This is a genomic window from Stenotrophomonas sp. 93052_Sma (assembly GCF_056481145.1).
Genome location: NZ_CM151134.1, coordinates 274,965 through 290,412, shown reverse-complemented (window position 1 = coordinate 290,412; position 15,448 = coordinate 274,965). Strand labels below are relative to the sequence as shown.

The following is a 15,448-nucleotide window of genomic DNA, read 5'->3' as shown; positions in this document are numbered from 1 at the left end:
GCCTCAGCGCGTCTTGAACACGCCGCGCGCATCGCGCGGCTCGCAGCGCAGGTACTGCGGCGCCGGTTCCACGCTGTCGCGCAATGCGGCGGCGGCATGCCACGGCCAGCGCGGGTCGTAGAGGATGCCGCGCGCCAGGGCTACCGCATCGGCGTGGCGATGGCGCAGGATCGATTCGGCCTGCTCCGGTTCGGTGATCATGCCCACGGCGATGACCGGCATGCGCACCTTGGCCTTGATCGCCGCCGCGAACGGCACCTGATAGCCCGGGCCGACGGTGATCTTCTGGCGCTCGTCCAGGCCGCCGCTGGAGACATGCAGGAAGTTGCAGTCGCGCGTCCAGCACCTGGGCCAGCGCCTCGCTCTGCACCAGGTCCCAGCCGCCATCGACCCAGTCGCTGGCAGAGATGCGCACGCCCACGGCGACCTTGTCGGACACTGCCGCACGCACCGCATCGAACACCTCCACCAGCAGGCGCAGGCGGTTCGGCAGCGAGCCACCGTAGCCATCGGTGCGGCGGTTGCTCAGCGGCGACAGGAACTGGTGCAGCAGATAACCGTGCGCGGCATGCAGCTCGATCAGCTCGAAGCCCAGGCGCTCGGCGCGCACCGCACTGGCGGCGAAGGCGGCGATGACCTCGGCGATGCCGGCCTCGTCCAGTTCCTGCGGTGCCGGATCGGCGGCATGGAACGGCAGCGGCGACGGCGCCACGGTGGCCCAGCCACGCGCATCGTCGGCCGGCAACTGGCCACCACCGTCCCACGGACGCCTCACCGAGGCCTTGCGGCCGGCATGGCCCAGCTGGACGCCCAGCGGCATCGGCGACCAGCGGCGGACGCTGGCCAGCACCTGCGCCAGTGCGGCCTCGGTGCCGTCATCCCACAGGCCCAGGTCGGCCCAGCTGATGCGGCCGCGCGGTTCGACCGCGGTGGCTTCCAGGATCAGCAGGCCGGCACCGGACTGCGCCAGGTTGCCCAGATGCATGGCGTGCCAATCGCTGGCGCGACCGTCTTCGGCGGAGTACTGGCACATCGGCGCGATGACGATGCGGTTGGACAGGGTCAGGGGGCCGAACGAGATCGGCGAAAACAGCTGGCTCAAGACGGTGATGAACGACGTAGGGGGTGCGTATTGCACCGCCGCACGGCCTGCGAATCAACCGTCTGGATGGATCGCTGTTTCGCGGTGGGCGTGCAGCCGAGCGTGTGCTCGGCTCAGGATGAGGCCCACGCGGCCAGCGCCTCGGCGCAGTCCCGTTCATCCTTGAACTGCAGCAGGTCGTCGGCGCGGGTGCGGCCACGGTTCAACGCCGCCACCGGCAGCCCTGCCCTGGCCGCCGCCTGCACGAAGCGGAAGCCGGAATAGACCATCAGCGATGAACCCACCACCAGCACGGCGTCGGCCTGCTGCAGGTGCTCCTGCACCGCCTGCACGCGCTCCCGCGGCACGTTTTCGCCGAAGAACACCACATCCGGCTTCAACACGCTGCCGCAATGCGGGCACTCGGGCACCACGAACGCGGAGAAATCGGTCTCCAGATCGGCATCACCATCGGGCGCGATGCCTGCCTCCAGCGCGTCCCAGCCGGGATTGGCGTCCAGCAGGCGCTGCTGGAAGTCTTCACGATCGCTGCGACGCTCACAGCCCATGCAGCGCACCAGATCCAGGCGGCCATGCAGGTCGATCACGTTGTGGCTGCCGGCACGCTGGTGCAGGCCGTCCACGTTCTGGGTCAGCAGCACCTGCAGCTTGCCTCGGCTTTCCAGCGCGGCCAGGGCCTGGTGGGTGCCGTTGGGCCGGGCCAGGCCGAAGCGCGGCCAGCCGAGCAGGCTGCGCGCCCAGTAGCGCTGGCGGGTGGCCGCCTCGCCCATGAAGGCCTGGTAGGTCACCGGCGGCGTGCGTTTCCACTGGCCGTCGGCATCCCGGTAATCGGGAATGCCCGAGGCGGTGCTGCAGCCGGCGCCGGTCAGCACGAACAGGCGCTGGGCACGGTCGATGAAGTCGGTCAGTGGCAGGGTCATGGCTGCCAGATGGGGGCGCGGTGGCGCCCCCGCAAGCGCCGGTCCGTTGGCCGGGTCAGGCCGCCGGCAGCGGCGGTACCGCGATCGGGTGGCCTTCCTCGTCCAGCGCGATCATCACGAAGTGACCGCGGGTGCACAGCTTGCGCTCGCCGCTGTGCAGATCTTCGGCGACAAGTTCCACCTCCACCTTCATCGAGCTGCGGCCGACTTCGACGATGCGGCCGATGGTTTCCACCATCTGGCCGATGCGGATCGGCAGCTTGAAGTCGACCTGGTCGCTGCGCGCGGTCACCACGGTGCGGCGCGAGTAACGGGCGGCGGCCAGGAAGGCGGCCTTGTCCATCCACGCCAGCGCCTGGCCACCGAACAGGGTGCCAAGGTGGTTGGTGTGGTTGGGAAAGACGATTTCGGCCATGCGCACTTCGGTGGGCGGCACGGTCTCGGGGATGGGGGTCATGGGGGGGCTTCGGTGTGGGGTGCTGCGGATTCTAAGCGACCGGCGTGATGGCCATCGGAATGCACGTGCAACGGTCACCCGGCAGCGGTGCCTGCGCAGGCCGCGCCTGCGGCAGGCGTTACACTGCGCCACGCCCACTGCCAGGACCGCCCATGCCCGCCACTTCCGACCTGCTGGCCTTCGCGCTGGTTTCACTGGCCATGGTGCTCACGCCCGGGCCGAACATGATCTACCTGATCTCACGCTCGATCTGCCAGGGGCCGATGGCAGGCCTGATCTCGCTGGGCGGGGTGGCGCTGGGCTTCGTGTTCTACATGCTGTGTGCGGCACTGGGCATCACCGCCCTGCTGATGACCGTGCCGTTCGCCTACGACGCGCTGCGCATCGGCGGCGCGCTGTACCTGCTGTACCTGGCCTGGCAGGCGCTCAAGCCCGGCGGCCGTTCGCCGTTCGCGGTGCGCGAACTGCCGCAGGACAGCCCGCGCAAGCTGTTCACGATGGGGTTCCTGACCAATCTGTTGAACCCGAAAGTGGCGGTGATGTACCTGTCGCTGCTGCCGCAGTTCCTGCATCCGGACGGCGAGGGCAGTGTGCTGATGCAGTCGATCGTGCTGGGCTCCACCCAGATCGCGGTGAGTGTGACCGTGAACGGCATGATTGCGCTGACCGCTGGCAGCATCGCCGGTTTCCTGGCCGCGCGCCCGACCTGGCAGGTGGTGCAGCGCTGGCTGATGGGCACGGTGCTGGCCGGGCTGGCGGTACGCATGGCGGTGGAAGGGCGACGCTGATTGTAGAGTCGAGCTTGCTCGACCGCTTTGCGCGAACGGCAGTCGAGCAAGCTCGACTCTACAAAGGCCCGCGTGCAGCATGACGGCCGGTAGCACCAGGCAGGCTCCGCCGGGCATGGCCCGGCGCCACCAACAAAAAACCCCCGGCGTTGGCCGGGGTTTTTTGTTGCGACAGATCTGACCGGTTCGATCAGAAGTTCATGTCGAAGGCGACTTCGCCCTGCACGCCGACCTGGTAGGCCGAGACGCGGCGTTCGAAGAAGTTGGTCAGCTCCTGCACGTCCTGCAGTTCCATGAACGGCAGCGGGTTGCGCACGTTGTACTTCTTTTCCATGCCCAGCTTGGCAAAGTGCTGGTCGGCACAGTGCTGCAGGTACTGGCGCATGTCGCGGGTCGAGATGCCGGCCACGCCACCGGACAGCACGTCCTCGGCGAACTGCACTTCGCATTCGATGGCTTCGGCCAGCATGTCGTAGACCTGCTGCTTCATCTCGTCGTCGAACAGGTCCGGTTCTTCCTCACGCACCACGCGCACCGACTCGAACGCGAACTCCATGTGCGCGCTTTCGTCGCGGAACACCCAGTTGGTGCCCGAGGCCAGGCCCGGCAGCAGACCGCGCGAACGGAAGTAGTACACGTAGGCGAACGCAGCAAAGAAGAACAGGCCTTCGATGCAGGCGGCGAAGCAGATCTGGTTGAGCAGGAACTGGCGGCGCTCGGCACGGGTCTCGATGCGCTTCAGGTCCTGGATCGAGTCGATCCACTTGAAGCAGAAATCGGCCTTCTTCTTGATCGAGTCGATGTTCTCCACCGCGGCGAACGCTTTGACGCGCTCTTCCGGATCCGGCAGGTAGTTGTCGAGCAGGGTCAGGTAGAACTGCACGTGCAGCGCTTCTTCATACAGCTGGCGCGACAGGTACATGCGCGCTTCCGGCGCGTTCAAGTGCTGGTACAGGTTCAGCACCAGGTTGTTGGACACGATCGAGTCGCCGGTGGCGAAGAACGCGACCAGGCGGTGGATCAGGTGACGCTCGCCCGGCGACATCTTGCTGTGCAGATCGGTGATGTCGATCTGGAAGTTGATCTCTTCCACCGTCCAGGTGTTCTTGATCGCGTTCCGGTACATGTCATAGAACTGCGGGTAGCGCATCGGGCGCAGGGTCAGTTCAAAACCGGGATCGAGCAGCATCTGCTTGGGCTTGTCGGCCATGGGTGTTTCCTTGAATTCCTGGGTGAGCCGCCGGGCATGGCCCGGCGCTACCGTGGGTGATGATCGTTGGCCGGGGTTGCCGGCCAGCGGCCGGCACTACCGCGCGGCGGTGCCGCTCTTACTGGCAGGCCTCGCAGGCTTCCGGGTTTTCCAGCGAGCAGGCGATGGCTTCGTCCGGGCTGAACACCTTGGCCGGGGCTGCGCTGCTCACCGTGGTCTTGGCGATCTTGGTGGCCGGGCGCGAACGCAGGTAGTAGGTGGTCTTGATGCCCTGCTTCCAGGCGTACATGTACATGGAGGACATCGCGCCGATGTTCGGGCTTTCCATGAACAGGTTGAGCGAGGCCGACTGGTCGATGAAGGCACCACGCTCGGCGGCCATGTCGATCAGCGAACGCATCGGCAGTTCCCACGCGGTGCGGTAGACCTCGCGCAGCGTTTCCGGAATCTGTGCCACGCCGGCGATGGAGCCTTCGGCCAGCTTGATGGCATCGCGCATGTCGGCGGTCCACAGGCCCAGCTTCTTCAGCTCGTTCACCAGGTAGCGGTTGACCTGCAGGAAGTCACCGGACAGGGTCTCGCGCTTGAACAGGTTGGACACCTGCGGCTCGACGCACTCGTAGCAGCCGGCGATCGAGGCGATGGTCGCGGTCGGGGCAATCGCGATCATCAGCGAGTTGCGCAGGCCGTGTTCCTTGATGCGGGCACGCAGGGCATCCCAGCGCTCAGCGTCTTCCGGCACCACGTTCCAGGCGTCGAACTGCAGTTCGCCACCGGCGGCGCGGGTGTCGTTGAACGACGGGTGCTTGCCGCGTTCCTGGGCCAGCTCGCAAGAGGTTTCCAGCGCGTGGAAGTAGATTGCTTCGGCGATCTTCTTCGACAGGGCGCGGGCTTCGGCGCTGTCGAACGGCAGGCGCTTGCGGAAGAACACGTCCTGCAGGCCCATGCAACCCAGGCCGACCGGACGCCAGCGCAGGTTGGCGCGGCGGGCGGTTTCGATCGGGTAGAAGTTCAGGTCGATGACGCGGTCGAGCTGGCGCACGGCCAGGCGCACGGTCTCGGCCAGCTTCTCGAAGTCGAACTCGTTGTGCTCGTCGAAGTGGTTGCCCAGGTTGATCGAACCCAGGTTGCACACTGCGGTTTCATCGTTGGAAGTGACTTCCAGGATTTCCGTGCACAGGTTGGACAGGTGGATCACGTTGCCCGGACGCAGGGTCTGGTTGCTGGCGCGGTTGCACTTGTCCTTGAAGGTCATCCAGCCGTTGCCGGTCTCGGCCAGCGTACGCATCATGCGGGCGTACAGCTTGCGCGCGGAGATGGTGCGGTTGGCCTTGCCCTGGGCTTCGGCCTGCAGGTAGGCCTGCTCGAAGGCTTCGCCGAACAGGTCGGTGAACTCCGGCACGACGCGCGGATCGAACAGCGACCATTCCTGGTCGGCCTCGACGCGCTTCATGAACAGGTCCGGCACCCAGTTGGCCAGGTTCAGGTTGTGCGCACGGCGGGCTTCGTCACCGGTGTTGTCACGCAGCTCGAGGAAGTCCTCGACGTCGGCGTGCCAGGTTTCCAGGTAGACGCAGGCTGCGCCCTTGCGCTTGCCGCCCTGGTTCACCGCGGCCACGGACGAATCCATGGTCTTCAGCCACGGCACGATGCCGTTGGAGTGGCCGTTGGTCGACTTGATCAGCGAACCACGCGAACGCACGCGGGTATAGCTGACGCCGATGCCGCCGGAGAACTTCGACAGCTGGGCGATGTCGCCGTACTTGGAATAGATCGACTCCAGCGAGTCCTGCGGCGAATCCAGCAGGAAGCACGAGGACAGCTGCTCGTGGGTGGTGCCGGAATTGAACAGGGTCGGGCTGGACGGCAGGTAGTCCAGGTTGCCCATGCGCTTGTACAGCGCCAGGGTCTCGGACACATCCTCGCTCAGCGCGCTGGCAATGCGCAGGAAGAACTGCTGCGGGGTCTCGATCACCTTGCGGGTGTGCGGATGGCGCAGCAGGTAACGGTCGTACAGGGTACGCAGGCCGAAGTAATCGAAGTTCAGGTCCAGCGAGATGTCGATGGCATCGTTGAGCTTGCGCGCGTTGGTCTGCACGAAGTTCAGCAGGCGGTCGTTGATCAGGCCGACTTCATGGCCACGGCTGACCGACTGCGAGAAGGCGTAGATTTCCTGGCCCGAGACTTCCTTGGCGATGTAGTTGGCCAGCAGGCGCGCAGCGAGGCGGCCGTACTCGGGCTCTTCACCGATCAGCAGGGCGGCGGTGCGGATGGACAGTTCGTCCAGCTCGCGGGTGGTGGCGCCGTTGTACAGGCCGGAAATGGTGCGGGTGGCCACGCGCATCGGATCGACGGCGTGCAGGCCTTCGGAGGAACGCTGCACCGCGCGCACGATCTTGTTCAGGTCCACCAGTTCGGTCGTGCCATTGCGCTTGGTCACACTCATCGCGTTGGCCGTCGGCGGCGACGTCAACAGGAATTCGCTTTCCTTCTCGATGGTGGCGCTGGATTCGGTGGTCACGGCGTGTGTCCTCTTGGCGTGATTGGTGGGTGCTCGATGCATCGGGTGACGCAGCCCGGGACATGACAGCCCAGGATGGCAGGACGGCGTCGCAGGGGATGAGACCCTGCGCCTGCCACTACCGTTGACGATCGCGGATGGGTACCCCGGGCACCCCCTTGAATTGGGGTTGCTGCGACCGACGGCCACAAGATAGTGGGGGTAATGGGGTCCGTCAACGCCAAATGTAGTGAAATTCGGCAATCCCTTGCGCCGCAAGGATCGTGCCATCGGCGCCCGGATCAGACGCTTCAGACCTGCCGGAACGGGCTGCGCAGTCAAGCCCGAAAGGCGTCATCGCGGTGGTACAACGCACCGCGAAAACGGAACAATGACAGCTTCACATGACAGTGATGAAACTGGCTAGGGACAACCCTGTGGATAGCTGGTGGGCAGCCGGTGGGAATCCGGTGGACGGGTGACTTCCGGCCGGTGACGCCCGCGCGCTGGCAGCGGATGCTGGCCGCTCGCTCCCGGAAAAGGATGCTCCGATGCACCTGCGGTTGCCCGCGCTGGCCCTGCTGCTTGCCCTGTTCATTGCCCCGGCGCTGGCCGCCGAAGGGCCGGACCTGCGTTCGGACCAGTGCGGCATCCATACCGACTACGACGTGCTGGTGGACAGCGGCGGCATCTGGCTGCGGCATGGCCCGCAGGCGCCGCACGAGGTGGTGTTCCACGATGGCGTGCTGAGCCTGGACGACACGATCGTGCCGGTCAGCGAGGCCGACGCCGCCCGCCTGCGGCAGATGGAGGCCGGGGCGCGGCAGCTGATGCCGGCGGCCACCGCGCTGGCCCATGAAGTGAGTGGGCTGAGCTTCGACGTGCTCGACGGGGTCTATGAGAGCCTCACCGGCACCGCCAACAGCCGCAAGGTCCGGCGCCTGCGCCGGCAGGCCGATGACTGGATCGGCGGCACGCTGGGCAAGGGTTACTGGGAACAGGCAGTGTTCGGGCCGGGCTTCGAGGCCAAGGTGCAGGACATGGCCGAGTCGCTGTCCGCGTCCATCGCCCGCAGCGTGCTGTGGCAGGTGTTCACCGGTCGCAGCGATGCGATGGAGGAACGCGCCGACCGCCTGGACGCGCAGATGGAACAGCAGCTGGAAGGCCGCGCCGAGCGCATCGAGGCCCGCGCGCAGGCGCTGTGCCCGCTGGTGCAGTCGCTGGCAGACGCCCACGACGCGCTGGAGGTGCGCTACCAGGGACAGCCGCTGCGGCTGCTGGAGCGCGGCGAGAGCGTGCGGGTGGAGCACGGCGATGGCTCGGGCCTGCATGTGTCGGCCGGGCCGGATGAGCGGCCGCGTGGGAATGCGGTGGCGCCGACCCGGTAACCGCGCGGCGGATGCCGGCCAGCGGCCGGCACTACCGGAACCCTGGCCGGCAACGCATTTACCTGGGTGGCGCCCTCACGCCCGGTGCGGGGTACCCAGGTACTCGGCGCTCTGCATTTCGATCAAACGCGAGGCGGTGCGCTCGAACGCGCCCTGCAGGCGCTGGCCGGTGTACAGCTCGATCGGCGAGGTGCTGGCGGTGCAGACCAGGTTGACGTGGCGGTCGTACAGCTCGTCGATCAGGTTGACGAAGCGGCGCGCGGCATCTTCGTTCAAACGGTCGAAGGCGGGGATGCCGCCCAGCAGCACGGTGTTGAACTCGTGCGCGATCTCGATGTAATCCGACGGGCCACGCGGGCCTTCGCACAACGCGGCGAAATCGAACCAGGCAATGCTCTTGCCACGGCCGCGCACCGGGATCTTGCGGCCTTCGATCTCGATGTTGCCGGGCTTGGCCGGCTGGCCGCCGCTCAGTTCGTTCCAGCGCGTGGCCAGCCACTCATCACTGTCGGCGGCCAGCGGTGCGCGGTACACCGGCGAGCGGGTCAGCGCGCGCATCCGGTAATCCTCGGTGCCCTCGGCGTACAGCTCCACGCAGAAGCGCTGCAGCAGGCCGATGGCCGGCAGGAAGCTCTCGCGCTGCAGGCCGTTGAGGTACAGGTTCTCCACCGCTGTGTTGGAGGTGGTGACCAGGGTCACGCCTTCGGCGAACAGGCGCTCCAGCAGCCGTGCCAGCAGCATCGCGTCGCCGATGTCGGTGACGAAGAATTCGTCCAGCACCAGCACCCGCAGGTTGCTGCGCCATTCCTGGGCGATCTTCGCCAGCGGGTCGCTCTGCCCCTGGTGCTCGCGCAGGCGCTCGTGGACGCTGCGCATGAAGCGGTGGAAATGCGTGCGGTACTTCTGTTTGATCGGCAGGCCGTCGTAGAACAGGTCGACCAGGAAGGTCTTGCCACGGCCGACGCCGCCCCAGAAGTACAGACCCTTCACCGGCTCAGGCTTCTTCCAGAACGAGGACAGGCGGTCCAGCCAGCCGTCTTCGGCGCTGTCGACCAGGCCCAGGTGGATGCGGTCCAGTTCGGCCAGCGCTGCGTGCTGGGCCGGGTCGTTCTGCCAGTCGCCACGGGCAACCCCTTCCGCGTACCGCTGCGACGGGGTCAGCTCGGTTGCACTCATGCCGCCGCGCCCAGCCAGTGCTTCACGCCGTGGGTCAGCGCGCCACGCAGATCGATCAGCTTGCGGTGGAAGAAATGGCTGGTCTCCGGCATGCGCACCAGCTCATGCGGGACGTCCAGCGTGTCCAGCCACTGGTAGACGGCCTGCGGGTCGACGATCTCATCCTGCTCGCCCTGGATCACCAGCCAGCGCGCCGGCGGCGCGATGCCATCGAAATCCCAGCGGCCGGCCGGCGGTGCGATCGAGATCAGCGCTTCCGGCTGCAGCGCGGCAGCAGCCTTCAGCGACACGAACGCGCCGAAGCTGAAACCGGCCAGCCACAGGCGGTCGTCGGGCCGCTGGCTGCGCACCCAGGCGGCGACGGCTTTCAGGTCATCCTGCTCGCCCACGCCATGGTCGAACTCACCGGCCGACGCGCCGACGCTGCGGAAGTTGAAGCGTACCGTGGCGATGCCCAGCTCGCGCAGGGTGGTGGCGGTCATGGTGACCACCTTGTTGTGCAGGGTGCCGCCTTCGGTGGACAGCGGATGGCAGATGATGGCCACGATCGGCTGCGCCGGCACATCGGCCTTGGGCAGGTCGACGACCACTTCCAGCGGGCCGGCCGGGCCGGCCAGTTCGAGGCAGGCGGTTTCGCCGGGGGCGACGGGGAACGAAGGCTTGTGCATGGCACCATGATACCGTCCCCTGCCCCTGCCCTGTGCTCGCCCCATGCTCTACCTGTCCTTGGCCGTGATCTGCAGCGTGCTGGTTTCGGTGTTGTTGAAGGTGGCCGGACGCCGCCAGCTGGATGTTTCGCAGATGGTCACCTGGAACTATCTGGTGGCGGCAACGCTCACCGCCGTGGTGCTGCAGCCGCCGCTGGACGCACTGCGCGCCACATGCCCCGTGGCTGTCGCTGCTGGCACTGGCGGTGGTGCTGCCATCGATCTTCCTGGTGCTGGGCCGCGCAGTGGCGGTGGCCGGCATCGTCCGCAGCGACGTGGCGCAGCGCTTGTCGTTGCTGCTGTCTTTGGCCGCCGCCTTCCTGTTCTTCGGCCAGACTGCGACGCCGTGGAAGCTCGCCGGTCTCGCCCTGGGCCTGCTGGCGATGGTGGCGATCAGCCTGCGCCCGCGCGGCCCGGCGGTGGCGTCCTCACCGGGTGGCTGGGGCTGGCTGCTGGGCGTCTGGGCCGGGTTCGCGGTGGTCGACGTGCTGCTCAAGCAGGTGGCGCTGTCCGGCACGCCGTCGATGGCGGCGGTGCTGGCCAGCTTCAGCGTGGCCTTCGTGCTGATGCTGGCACTTCAGCTGTGGCGGCACGCCAGTGGCCGCAGCCGGTTGGCCTGGCGCAACCTCGGTGCGGGCGCGCTGCTGGGCCTGCTCAACGGCGGCAACATTCTTTTCTATGTGCACGCGCATCAGTCCATGCCGGAGAGCCCGGCCACCGTGTTCGCCGGCATGAACATCGGCGTGGTGGTGCTGGGCGCGCTGGTGGGCGTGTTCGCCTTCGGCGAGGCCACCACGAAGTGGAACCGCGCCGGGCTGGCGCTGGCGGTGCTGGCGATTGGATTGATCGCCTGGGGCTGAGCCCGGCCTCGGGGTCAGAGCCCATTTCGTTGGAATGGGATCCGACCCGGCGCTGGCCGTTATTTATCGAAGCCCAGCAGCAGCGGATCGTGGTCGGAACTGCGCCACGGGCCCTGCACGTTGCGGCCCTGGTAGCCGCTGGCGTCCTGTTCGTCGGCATTGCTGTGCCACTCGGCGGCACCGCGCAGGCGCTGGGCCATGCCCGGGCTCAGCAGCGCATGGTCGAGGCGGCCGGTATAGCCGTTGTAGACGTAGCTGTAAGGATGCTCGACCTGGGCGACCTTGAATGCGTCCTGCCAGCCCAGGTCATGCAGGGTGCGGATCGGGTCTTCCATCGCGTAGGCGTTGAAATCGCCCAGCAGCACCACGTCCTTCACCTTCAGGCGGCCAGCTTCGGCCTGCACCCACTGGTTCAACTGCTTTGCCGATTCCACCCGGGTGGCATTCCAGCAACCCTGGCCATCGTTGCGGTCGGCATCGCCGCCGCTGGCATCACGGCAGCCCTTGGACTTGAAATGGTTGGCGACCACCATGAACGGTGCGCCCTTGCCCTGGAAGGCCTGCGCCAGCGGTGCGCGGCTGTGTTCGGCGAAAGGACCGTCGGTTCTGGTCAACGGCTTGCCCAGCGGCTTGAACGCGCTCCTGCGATAGATGATGCCAACCCGGATCGGGTTGCTGCCCGGCCCCTCGCCGGCATCGACGAAGGCCCACTGCTTGTCGGCGGCAAGACCGGCGTTGAGGGCGCTGACCAGTTCGGCGATGGCCGACTGCGGGCCATAGCCATCGTTTTCCAGTTCCATCAACGCGGCGATGTCGGCACCGAGCGCGTTGACCGTGGCCACCAGCTTGCCGACCTGCGCCTTGTGCTCTTCCAGCGTGCGCGCCGCGCAGGGTCGGGAAGCCACCGCCCTGGCCATCGCCATTGAAGAAGTTCTCCAGGTTGAATGCAGCGATATGCAGGCTGCCCGGCACCGTCGGCACCGCCGGACGCTTCAGCTCGGGCAACGTGAGTGCACCCTCGACCTGCAGGCGCGGACGGCCCTGTGCGTCCACGTGCACGACACCTTCCACATTGCGCAGCTGCATGCCGGTGCGCAGCACCGGGTTGGCTGGCAGGTAGGCCACGCTGGCCGGGTCGCGGGCTTCGCTGCCGTCGTCCAGCAGCAGGCGGCGGCGCTGGTTGTCGGCCATCACCTGCTCATAGCCGGCAGTACCCGGCGCGGCCACTTCGGTCGGCTGCCAGAGGCGGCCATCGAAGGCCACGGTGAGCTGCCCAAAGCGCTCCAGGCCATCGGTGCCGGCCAGGGTGAGCGGTGCGGCGATGCGCACGCGCTGGCCATCCAGCGCACGCCAGTCGGCCGGCGCGGTGGTCAGCACCACGGTGGCGCTGCTGCGCGCGGCGGACGGCGACGCGACCGGTGCGGCCTGCGGCTGGGCCTGGGCAAAGGCGCCGGCCGGCAGCAGCAGGGACAGGGCAAGGGCGAGGGAACGGCGGCGCATCGACGGGCGACTCCATGGAAGAGGCGCACAGACTAACCCTGAAATGCGAAACCCCGCCTGCGGGCAGGGTTTTGACCTTGGTGGGCAAAGCCTGGGTCGTGCCGGCCGCTGGCCGGCAACCTCATGACCTTCGTGCGATGCGTGGTTGCCGGCCAGCGGCCGGCACTACCGGTTACTTCAGGTTGCCCAGCATCCAGTCCACGGTGGCGTGGATCTGTTCCTCGGTCAGCGCCGGGTTGCCGCCCTTGGGCGGCATGATGCCGCCATCCGGACCGGTATAGCCCTCGATGGCGTGCTTGTAGAGAGTGTCCTTGCCCTGTGCGATGCGCTTGTCCCAGTGCGAATGGTCCAGCGTCGGCGCCATGCCCACGCCGGTGGTGTGACAGGCGGTGCACAGGTTGTCGAAGATGACCTTGCCGTCCTTGGTGCCGCCGTAGGCCACCTGCGAGGCGGCCTTGGCCAGCGCGGCGGCCTTGGCCGCAGCCTGCGCGGCGGCGCCGGTGCTGCCGGCATAGACCGCGCCGGTGGGCGAGATGCGCTGCTCGGTGCGCTTGGCCGCGGTCGGCGACACCTCGGGCGGAATCCGGGTGTGGATGTAAGCGGCAAGGAGGATGAGGCCGAGGGTGATGGTCGCCAGCAGCGCGATCACCATGGAGAAGCGTTTCAGGAACTCCAGATCGTAATTCCGCACTCTTCGTTACCCCTGGCTGATAGTCGTTGGACCACGGCTGAGCGACTGCGTGATGGACCGAGTATAGAACGCGCTTTGCGTGCGACAACAGGCGTCACTGCTGGTGCGGCGCAGCATTCGGACCCGGTAGTGCCGGCCGCTGCCCGGCATCGCCAGCCCGCCGGATGGATCGTGCAGAAGCCGGCCAGCGACCGGCTCTACCGGATTACCGGGCGCCGATCGCGCGCAGGCAGAAGCTGCAGATCGCATCCACCAGTGCGTCTTCGTCGCGGTGTGCTTCGCGGCTGGGCGCGGTCGGGCCGACCATCGCCTCGGTGAAGGCGCCGACGAGGCAGGCGGCGGCCACATGCGCGTCCTGCGCCGGCAGCTCACCGGCGGCCACGCCCTCCTCCACCAGCCGCAGGAACACGTCGCCGAAGGCACGACGACCACGCATGCGCTCGGCTTCCACGTCCGGGTCGACCGGTTCGACGATGAAGGCATGCGCCAGCCCCGGCCCGGCCAGGGCGCGGCGGACGAAGGCGGTGATCGCCAACCGCAGGCGCTCGCTGGCCACCTCCGGGCCGCTGGCGATGCGCTCCATGATCGCGACCTCGTGGGCCACCGCGGCGTTGAGAACCTCCACGAACAGCTCGGCCTTGGACGGGAAGTGCCGGTAGATCAGGCCGGTGGACACCCCCGCCTGGGTCGCCACGGCGGTCACCGGGGCATTGCGCCAGCCGCCGGTGGCGACCAGCTCACGGGTGGCCAGCAGGATCCGTTCACGGGCCCCGGCCAGGCGTTCTTCCATCAGTGCAGAGCGTTTGTAGGCCATGTTTTGATTCTAGTTTCAATTTTTGAATTTGTATTCACTTCTTACCCGAACCCCGCTACGCTGGGGGCCAATCGCCCGTGCGGGCAGCGGTCCTGCAGACCGCCGCCCGCTCCCCCGCCGGGCGCGCCCATTTCCTGCCATCCCGTCGTGGAGCCACCACAATGCACGTGCCATCCCTGAACTTCGACCTTGGCGAAGACATCGACCTGCTGCGCCAGAGCGTGGCCCATTTTGCCGCCGCCGAGGTCGCACCGCTGGCCGCCGAGGCCGATGCCAGCAACCAGTTCCCGCTGGCCCTGTGGCCGAAGCTGGGCGAACAGGGCCTGCTCGGCCTCACCGTGGAAGAAGAATACGGCGGCACCGGCATGGGTTACCTGGCCCATGTGGTGGCGATGGAAGAAATCTCGCGTGCCTCCGGCGGCATCGGCCTGTCCTATGGCGCGCACTCCAACCTGTGCGTGAACCAGCTGCGCAAGAACGGCAACGAAGAACAGAAGCAGCGCTTCCTGCCCGGCCTGTGCAACGGCAGCCTGGTCGGCGCGCTGGCGATGAGCGAGCCGGGTGCCGGTTCGGACGTGGTGTCGATGAAGTTGCGCGCCGACAAGCGCGGCGACCGCTACGTGCTCAACGGCAACAAGATGTGGATCACCAACGGCCCTGACGCCGACGTTCTGGTGGTCTATGCCAAGACCGACATGGAAGCGGGTGCCAAGGGCATCACCGCGTTCCTGGTCGAGAAGGGCATGAAGGGCTTTTCCACCGCGCAGAAGCTGGACAAGCTGGGCATGCGTTCTTCGCCCACCTGCGAGCTGGTGTTCCAGGATTGCGAGATTCCTGAAGAGAACGTGCTGGGCCAGGTTGGCGGTGGCGTGCGCGTGTTGATGTCCGGCCTGGACTACGAGCGCGTGGTGCTGTCCGGTGGCCCGCTGGGCCTGATGGCTGCGGCGATGGACGTGGTGATGCCGTACGTGCACGAGCGCCACCAGTTCGGCGAGCCGATCGGCAGCTTCCAGCTGATCCAGGCCAAGATCGCCGACATGTACGTGGGCCTGGGTGCCTGCCGCGCGTATGTCTATGCCGTGGCACGTGCCTGCGACCAGGGCCGCACCACCCGCCAGGACGCCGCCGGTGCCATCCTGTACGCCGCCGAGAAGGCCACCTGGCTGACCGGCCAGGCGATCCAGATCCTCGGCGGCAACGGCTACATCAACGAATACCCGACCGGCCGCTTGTGGCGCGATGCCAAGCTGTATGAGATCGGCGCCGGCACGTCCGAGATCCGCCGCATGCTGATCGGCCGCGAACTGTTCCAGCGCACCCTGTAAGGCCAACGCG

General features: G+C 67.3%; 11 protein-coding genes and 3 pseudogenes. 4 read left to right on the top strand and 10 right to left on the bottom strand.

Annotation, left to right across the window (positions count from 1 at the left end):
* Window positions 1-3: 3 nt before the first annotated feature.
* The 3 genes and pseudogenes from ACZK2V_RS01270 to ACZK2V_RS01260 all read right to left on the bottom strand — a co-directional run bounded on the left by ACZK2V_RS01270 (window position 4) and on the right by ACZK2V_RS01260 (window position 2,479).
* Window positions 4-1,102 (bottom strand): annotated as a pseudogene (locus ACZK2V_RS01270) (NADH:flavin oxidoreductase/NADH oxidase).
* A gap of 113 nt (window positions 1,103-1,215) precedes the next feature.
* Complete coding sequence (locus ACZK2V_RS01265) at window positions 1,216-2,022, bottom strand: NAD-dependent protein deacetylase (RefSeq protein ID WP_149909494.1); 807 nt, start codon at window positions 2,020-2,022, stop codon at window positions 1,216-1,218.
* A gap of 55 nt (window positions 2,023-2,077) precedes the next feature.
* A complete protein-coding gene (locus tag ACZK2V_RS01260) occupies window positions 2,078-2,479 on the bottom strand; it encodes an acyl-CoA thioesterase (RefSeq protein WP_004153688.1) in 402 nt (133 codons plus the stop codon).
* Window positions 2,480-2,631: 152 nt separating this feature from the next.
* On the opposite strand from ACZK2V_RS01260, the gene ACZK2V_RS01255 reads away from it, so the two are divergent.
* Window positions 2,632-3,267 (top strand): LysE family translocator, encoded by a 636-nt coding sequence (locus ACZK2V_RS01255; RefSeq protein ID WP_032128209.1) that lies wholly within the window; start codon window positions 2,632-2,634, stop codon window positions 3,265-3,267.
* A 190-nt stretch (window positions 3,268-3,457) separates the two neighbouring features.
* Here the strand turns inward: ACZK2V_RS01255 and ACZK2V_RS01250 are convergent, their stop codons facing one another.
* Window positions 3,458-4,477 carry a ribonucleotide-diphosphate reductase subunit beta gene (locus ACZK2V_RS01250; RefSeq protein ID WP_008264781.1) on the bottom strand — a complete coding sequence of 340 codons (1,020 nt, stop codon included), beginning with the start codon at window positions 4,475-4,477 and terminating at the stop codon, window positions 3,458-3,460.
* A 118-nt stretch (window positions 4,478-4,595) separates the two neighbouring features.
* A complete protein-coding gene (locus ACZK2V_RS01245; RefSeq protein WP_180844600.1) occupies window positions 4,596-6,998 on the bottom strand; it encodes a ribonucleoside-diphosphate reductase subunit alpha in 2,403 nt (800 codons plus the stop codon).
* A 530-nt stretch (window positions 6,999-7,528) separates the two neighbouring features.
* Between ACZK2V_RS01245 and ACZK2V_RS01240 the strand changes: the two genes are divergently transcribed.
* The gene (locus ACZK2V_RS01240; protein ID WP_121503034.1) at window positions 7,529-8,365 is read left to right on the top strand and encodes a DUF2884 family protein; all 837 of its coding nucleotides are present in this window, start codon (window positions 7,529-7,531) and stop codon (window positions 8,363-8,365) included.
* A 75-nt stretch (window positions 8,366-8,440) separates the two neighbouring features.
* Here ACZK2V_RS01240 and zapE read toward each other — a convergent pair whose 3' ends face one another.
* Together zapE and ACZK2V_RS01230 are read right to left on the bottom strand one after the other, a co-directional pair.
* Window positions 8,441-9,541 (bottom strand): cell division protein ZapE, encoded by a 1,101-nt coding sequence (gene zapE, locus ACZK2V_RS01235; RefSeq protein WP_032128212.1) that lies wholly within the window; start codon window positions 9,539-9,541, stop codon window positions 8,441-8,443.
* Window positions 9,538-10,209, bottom strand: coding sequence for an alpha/beta hydrolase (locus tag ACZK2V_RS01230; RefSeq protein ID WP_180844599.1), 672 nt, complete (start codon window positions 10,207-10,209; stop codon window positions 9,538-9,540). The genes zapE and ACZK2V_RS01230 overlap by 4 nt, the downstream gene beginning before the upstream one ends.
* 43 nt (window positions 10,210-10,252) lie before the next feature.
* Here ACZK2V_RS01230 and ACZK2V_RS01225 point away from each other — a divergent pair.
* Window positions 10,253-11,108: pseudogene (locus ACZK2V_RS01225) on the top strand (EamA family transporter).
* A gap of 59 nt (window positions 11,109-11,167) precedes the next feature.
* On the opposite strand, the pseudogene ACZK2V_RS01220 reads toward ACZK2V_RS01225, so the two are convergent.
* The 3 genes and pseudogenes from ACZK2V_RS01220 to ACZK2V_RS01210 form a co-directional block, all read right to left on the bottom strand.
* Window positions 11,168-12,608: pseudogene (locus ACZK2V_RS01220) on the bottom strand (ExeM/NucH family extracellular endonuclease).
* Window positions 12,609-12,780: 172 nt separating this feature from the next.
* The gene (locus ACZK2V_RS01215; RefSeq protein ID WP_005407662.1) at window positions 12,781-13,299 is read right to left on the bottom strand and encodes a c-type cytochrome; all 519 of its coding nucleotides are present in this window, start codon (window positions 13,297-13,299) and stop codon (window positions 12,781-12,783) included.
* A gap of 205 nt (window positions 13,300-13,504) precedes the next feature.
* Window positions 13,505-14,113, bottom strand: coding sequence for a TetR/AcrR family transcriptional regulator (locus ACZK2V_RS01210; protein WP_005407661.1), 609 nt, complete (start codon window positions 14,111-14,113; stop codon window positions 13,505-13,507).
* A gap of 161 nt (window positions 14,114-14,274) precedes the next feature.
* On the opposite strand from ACZK2V_RS01210, the gene ACZK2V_RS01205 reads away from it, so the two are divergent.
* Window positions 14,275-15,438 carry an isovaleryl-CoA dehydrogenase gene (locus tag ACZK2V_RS01205; RefSeq protein WP_014645571.1) on the top strand — a complete coding sequence of 388 codons (1,164 nt, stop codon included), beginning with the start codon at window positions 14,275-14,277 and terminating at the stop codon, window positions 15,436-15,438.
* Window positions 15,439-15,448: the final 10 nt, after the last annotated feature.

Coding starts and splice junctions, on each gene's coding strand:
- ACZK2V_RS01265 (WP_149909494.1), bottom strand. CDS start 2,022: ATGACCCTGCCACTGACCGACTTCATCGACCGTGCCCAGCGCCTGTTC.
- ACZK2V_RS01260 (WP_004153688.1), bottom strand. CDS start 2,479: ATGACCCCCATCCCCGAGACCGTGCCGCCCACCGAAGTGCGCATGGCC.
- ACZK2V_RS01255 (WP_032128209.1), top strand. CDS start 2,632: ATGCCCGCCACTTCCGACCTGCTGGCCTTCGCGCTGGTTTCACTGGCC.
- ACZK2V_RS01250 (WP_008264781.1), bottom strand. CDS start 4,477: ATGGCCGACAAGCCCAAGCAGATGCTGCTCGATCCCGGTTTTGAACTG.
- ACZK2V_RS01240 (WP_121503034.1), top strand. CDS start 7,529: ATGCACCTGCGGTTGCCCGCGCTGGCCCTGCTGCTTGCCCTGTTCATT.
- zapE (WP_032128212.1), bottom strand. CDS start 9,541: ATGAGTGCAACCGAGCTGACCCCGTCGCAGCGGTACGCGGAAGGGGTT.
- ACZK2V_RS01230 (WP_180844599.1), bottom strand. CDS start 10,209: ATGCACAAGCCTTCGTTCCCCGTCGCCCCCGGCGAAACCGCCTGCCTC.
- ACZK2V_RS01210 (WP_005407661.1), bottom strand. CDS start 14,113: ATGGCCTACAAACGCTCTGCACTGATGGAAGAACGCCTGGCCGGGGCC.
- ACZK2V_RS01205 (WP_014645571.1), top strand. CDS start 14,275: ATGCACGTGCCATCCCTGAACTTCGACCTTGGCGAAGACATCGACCTG.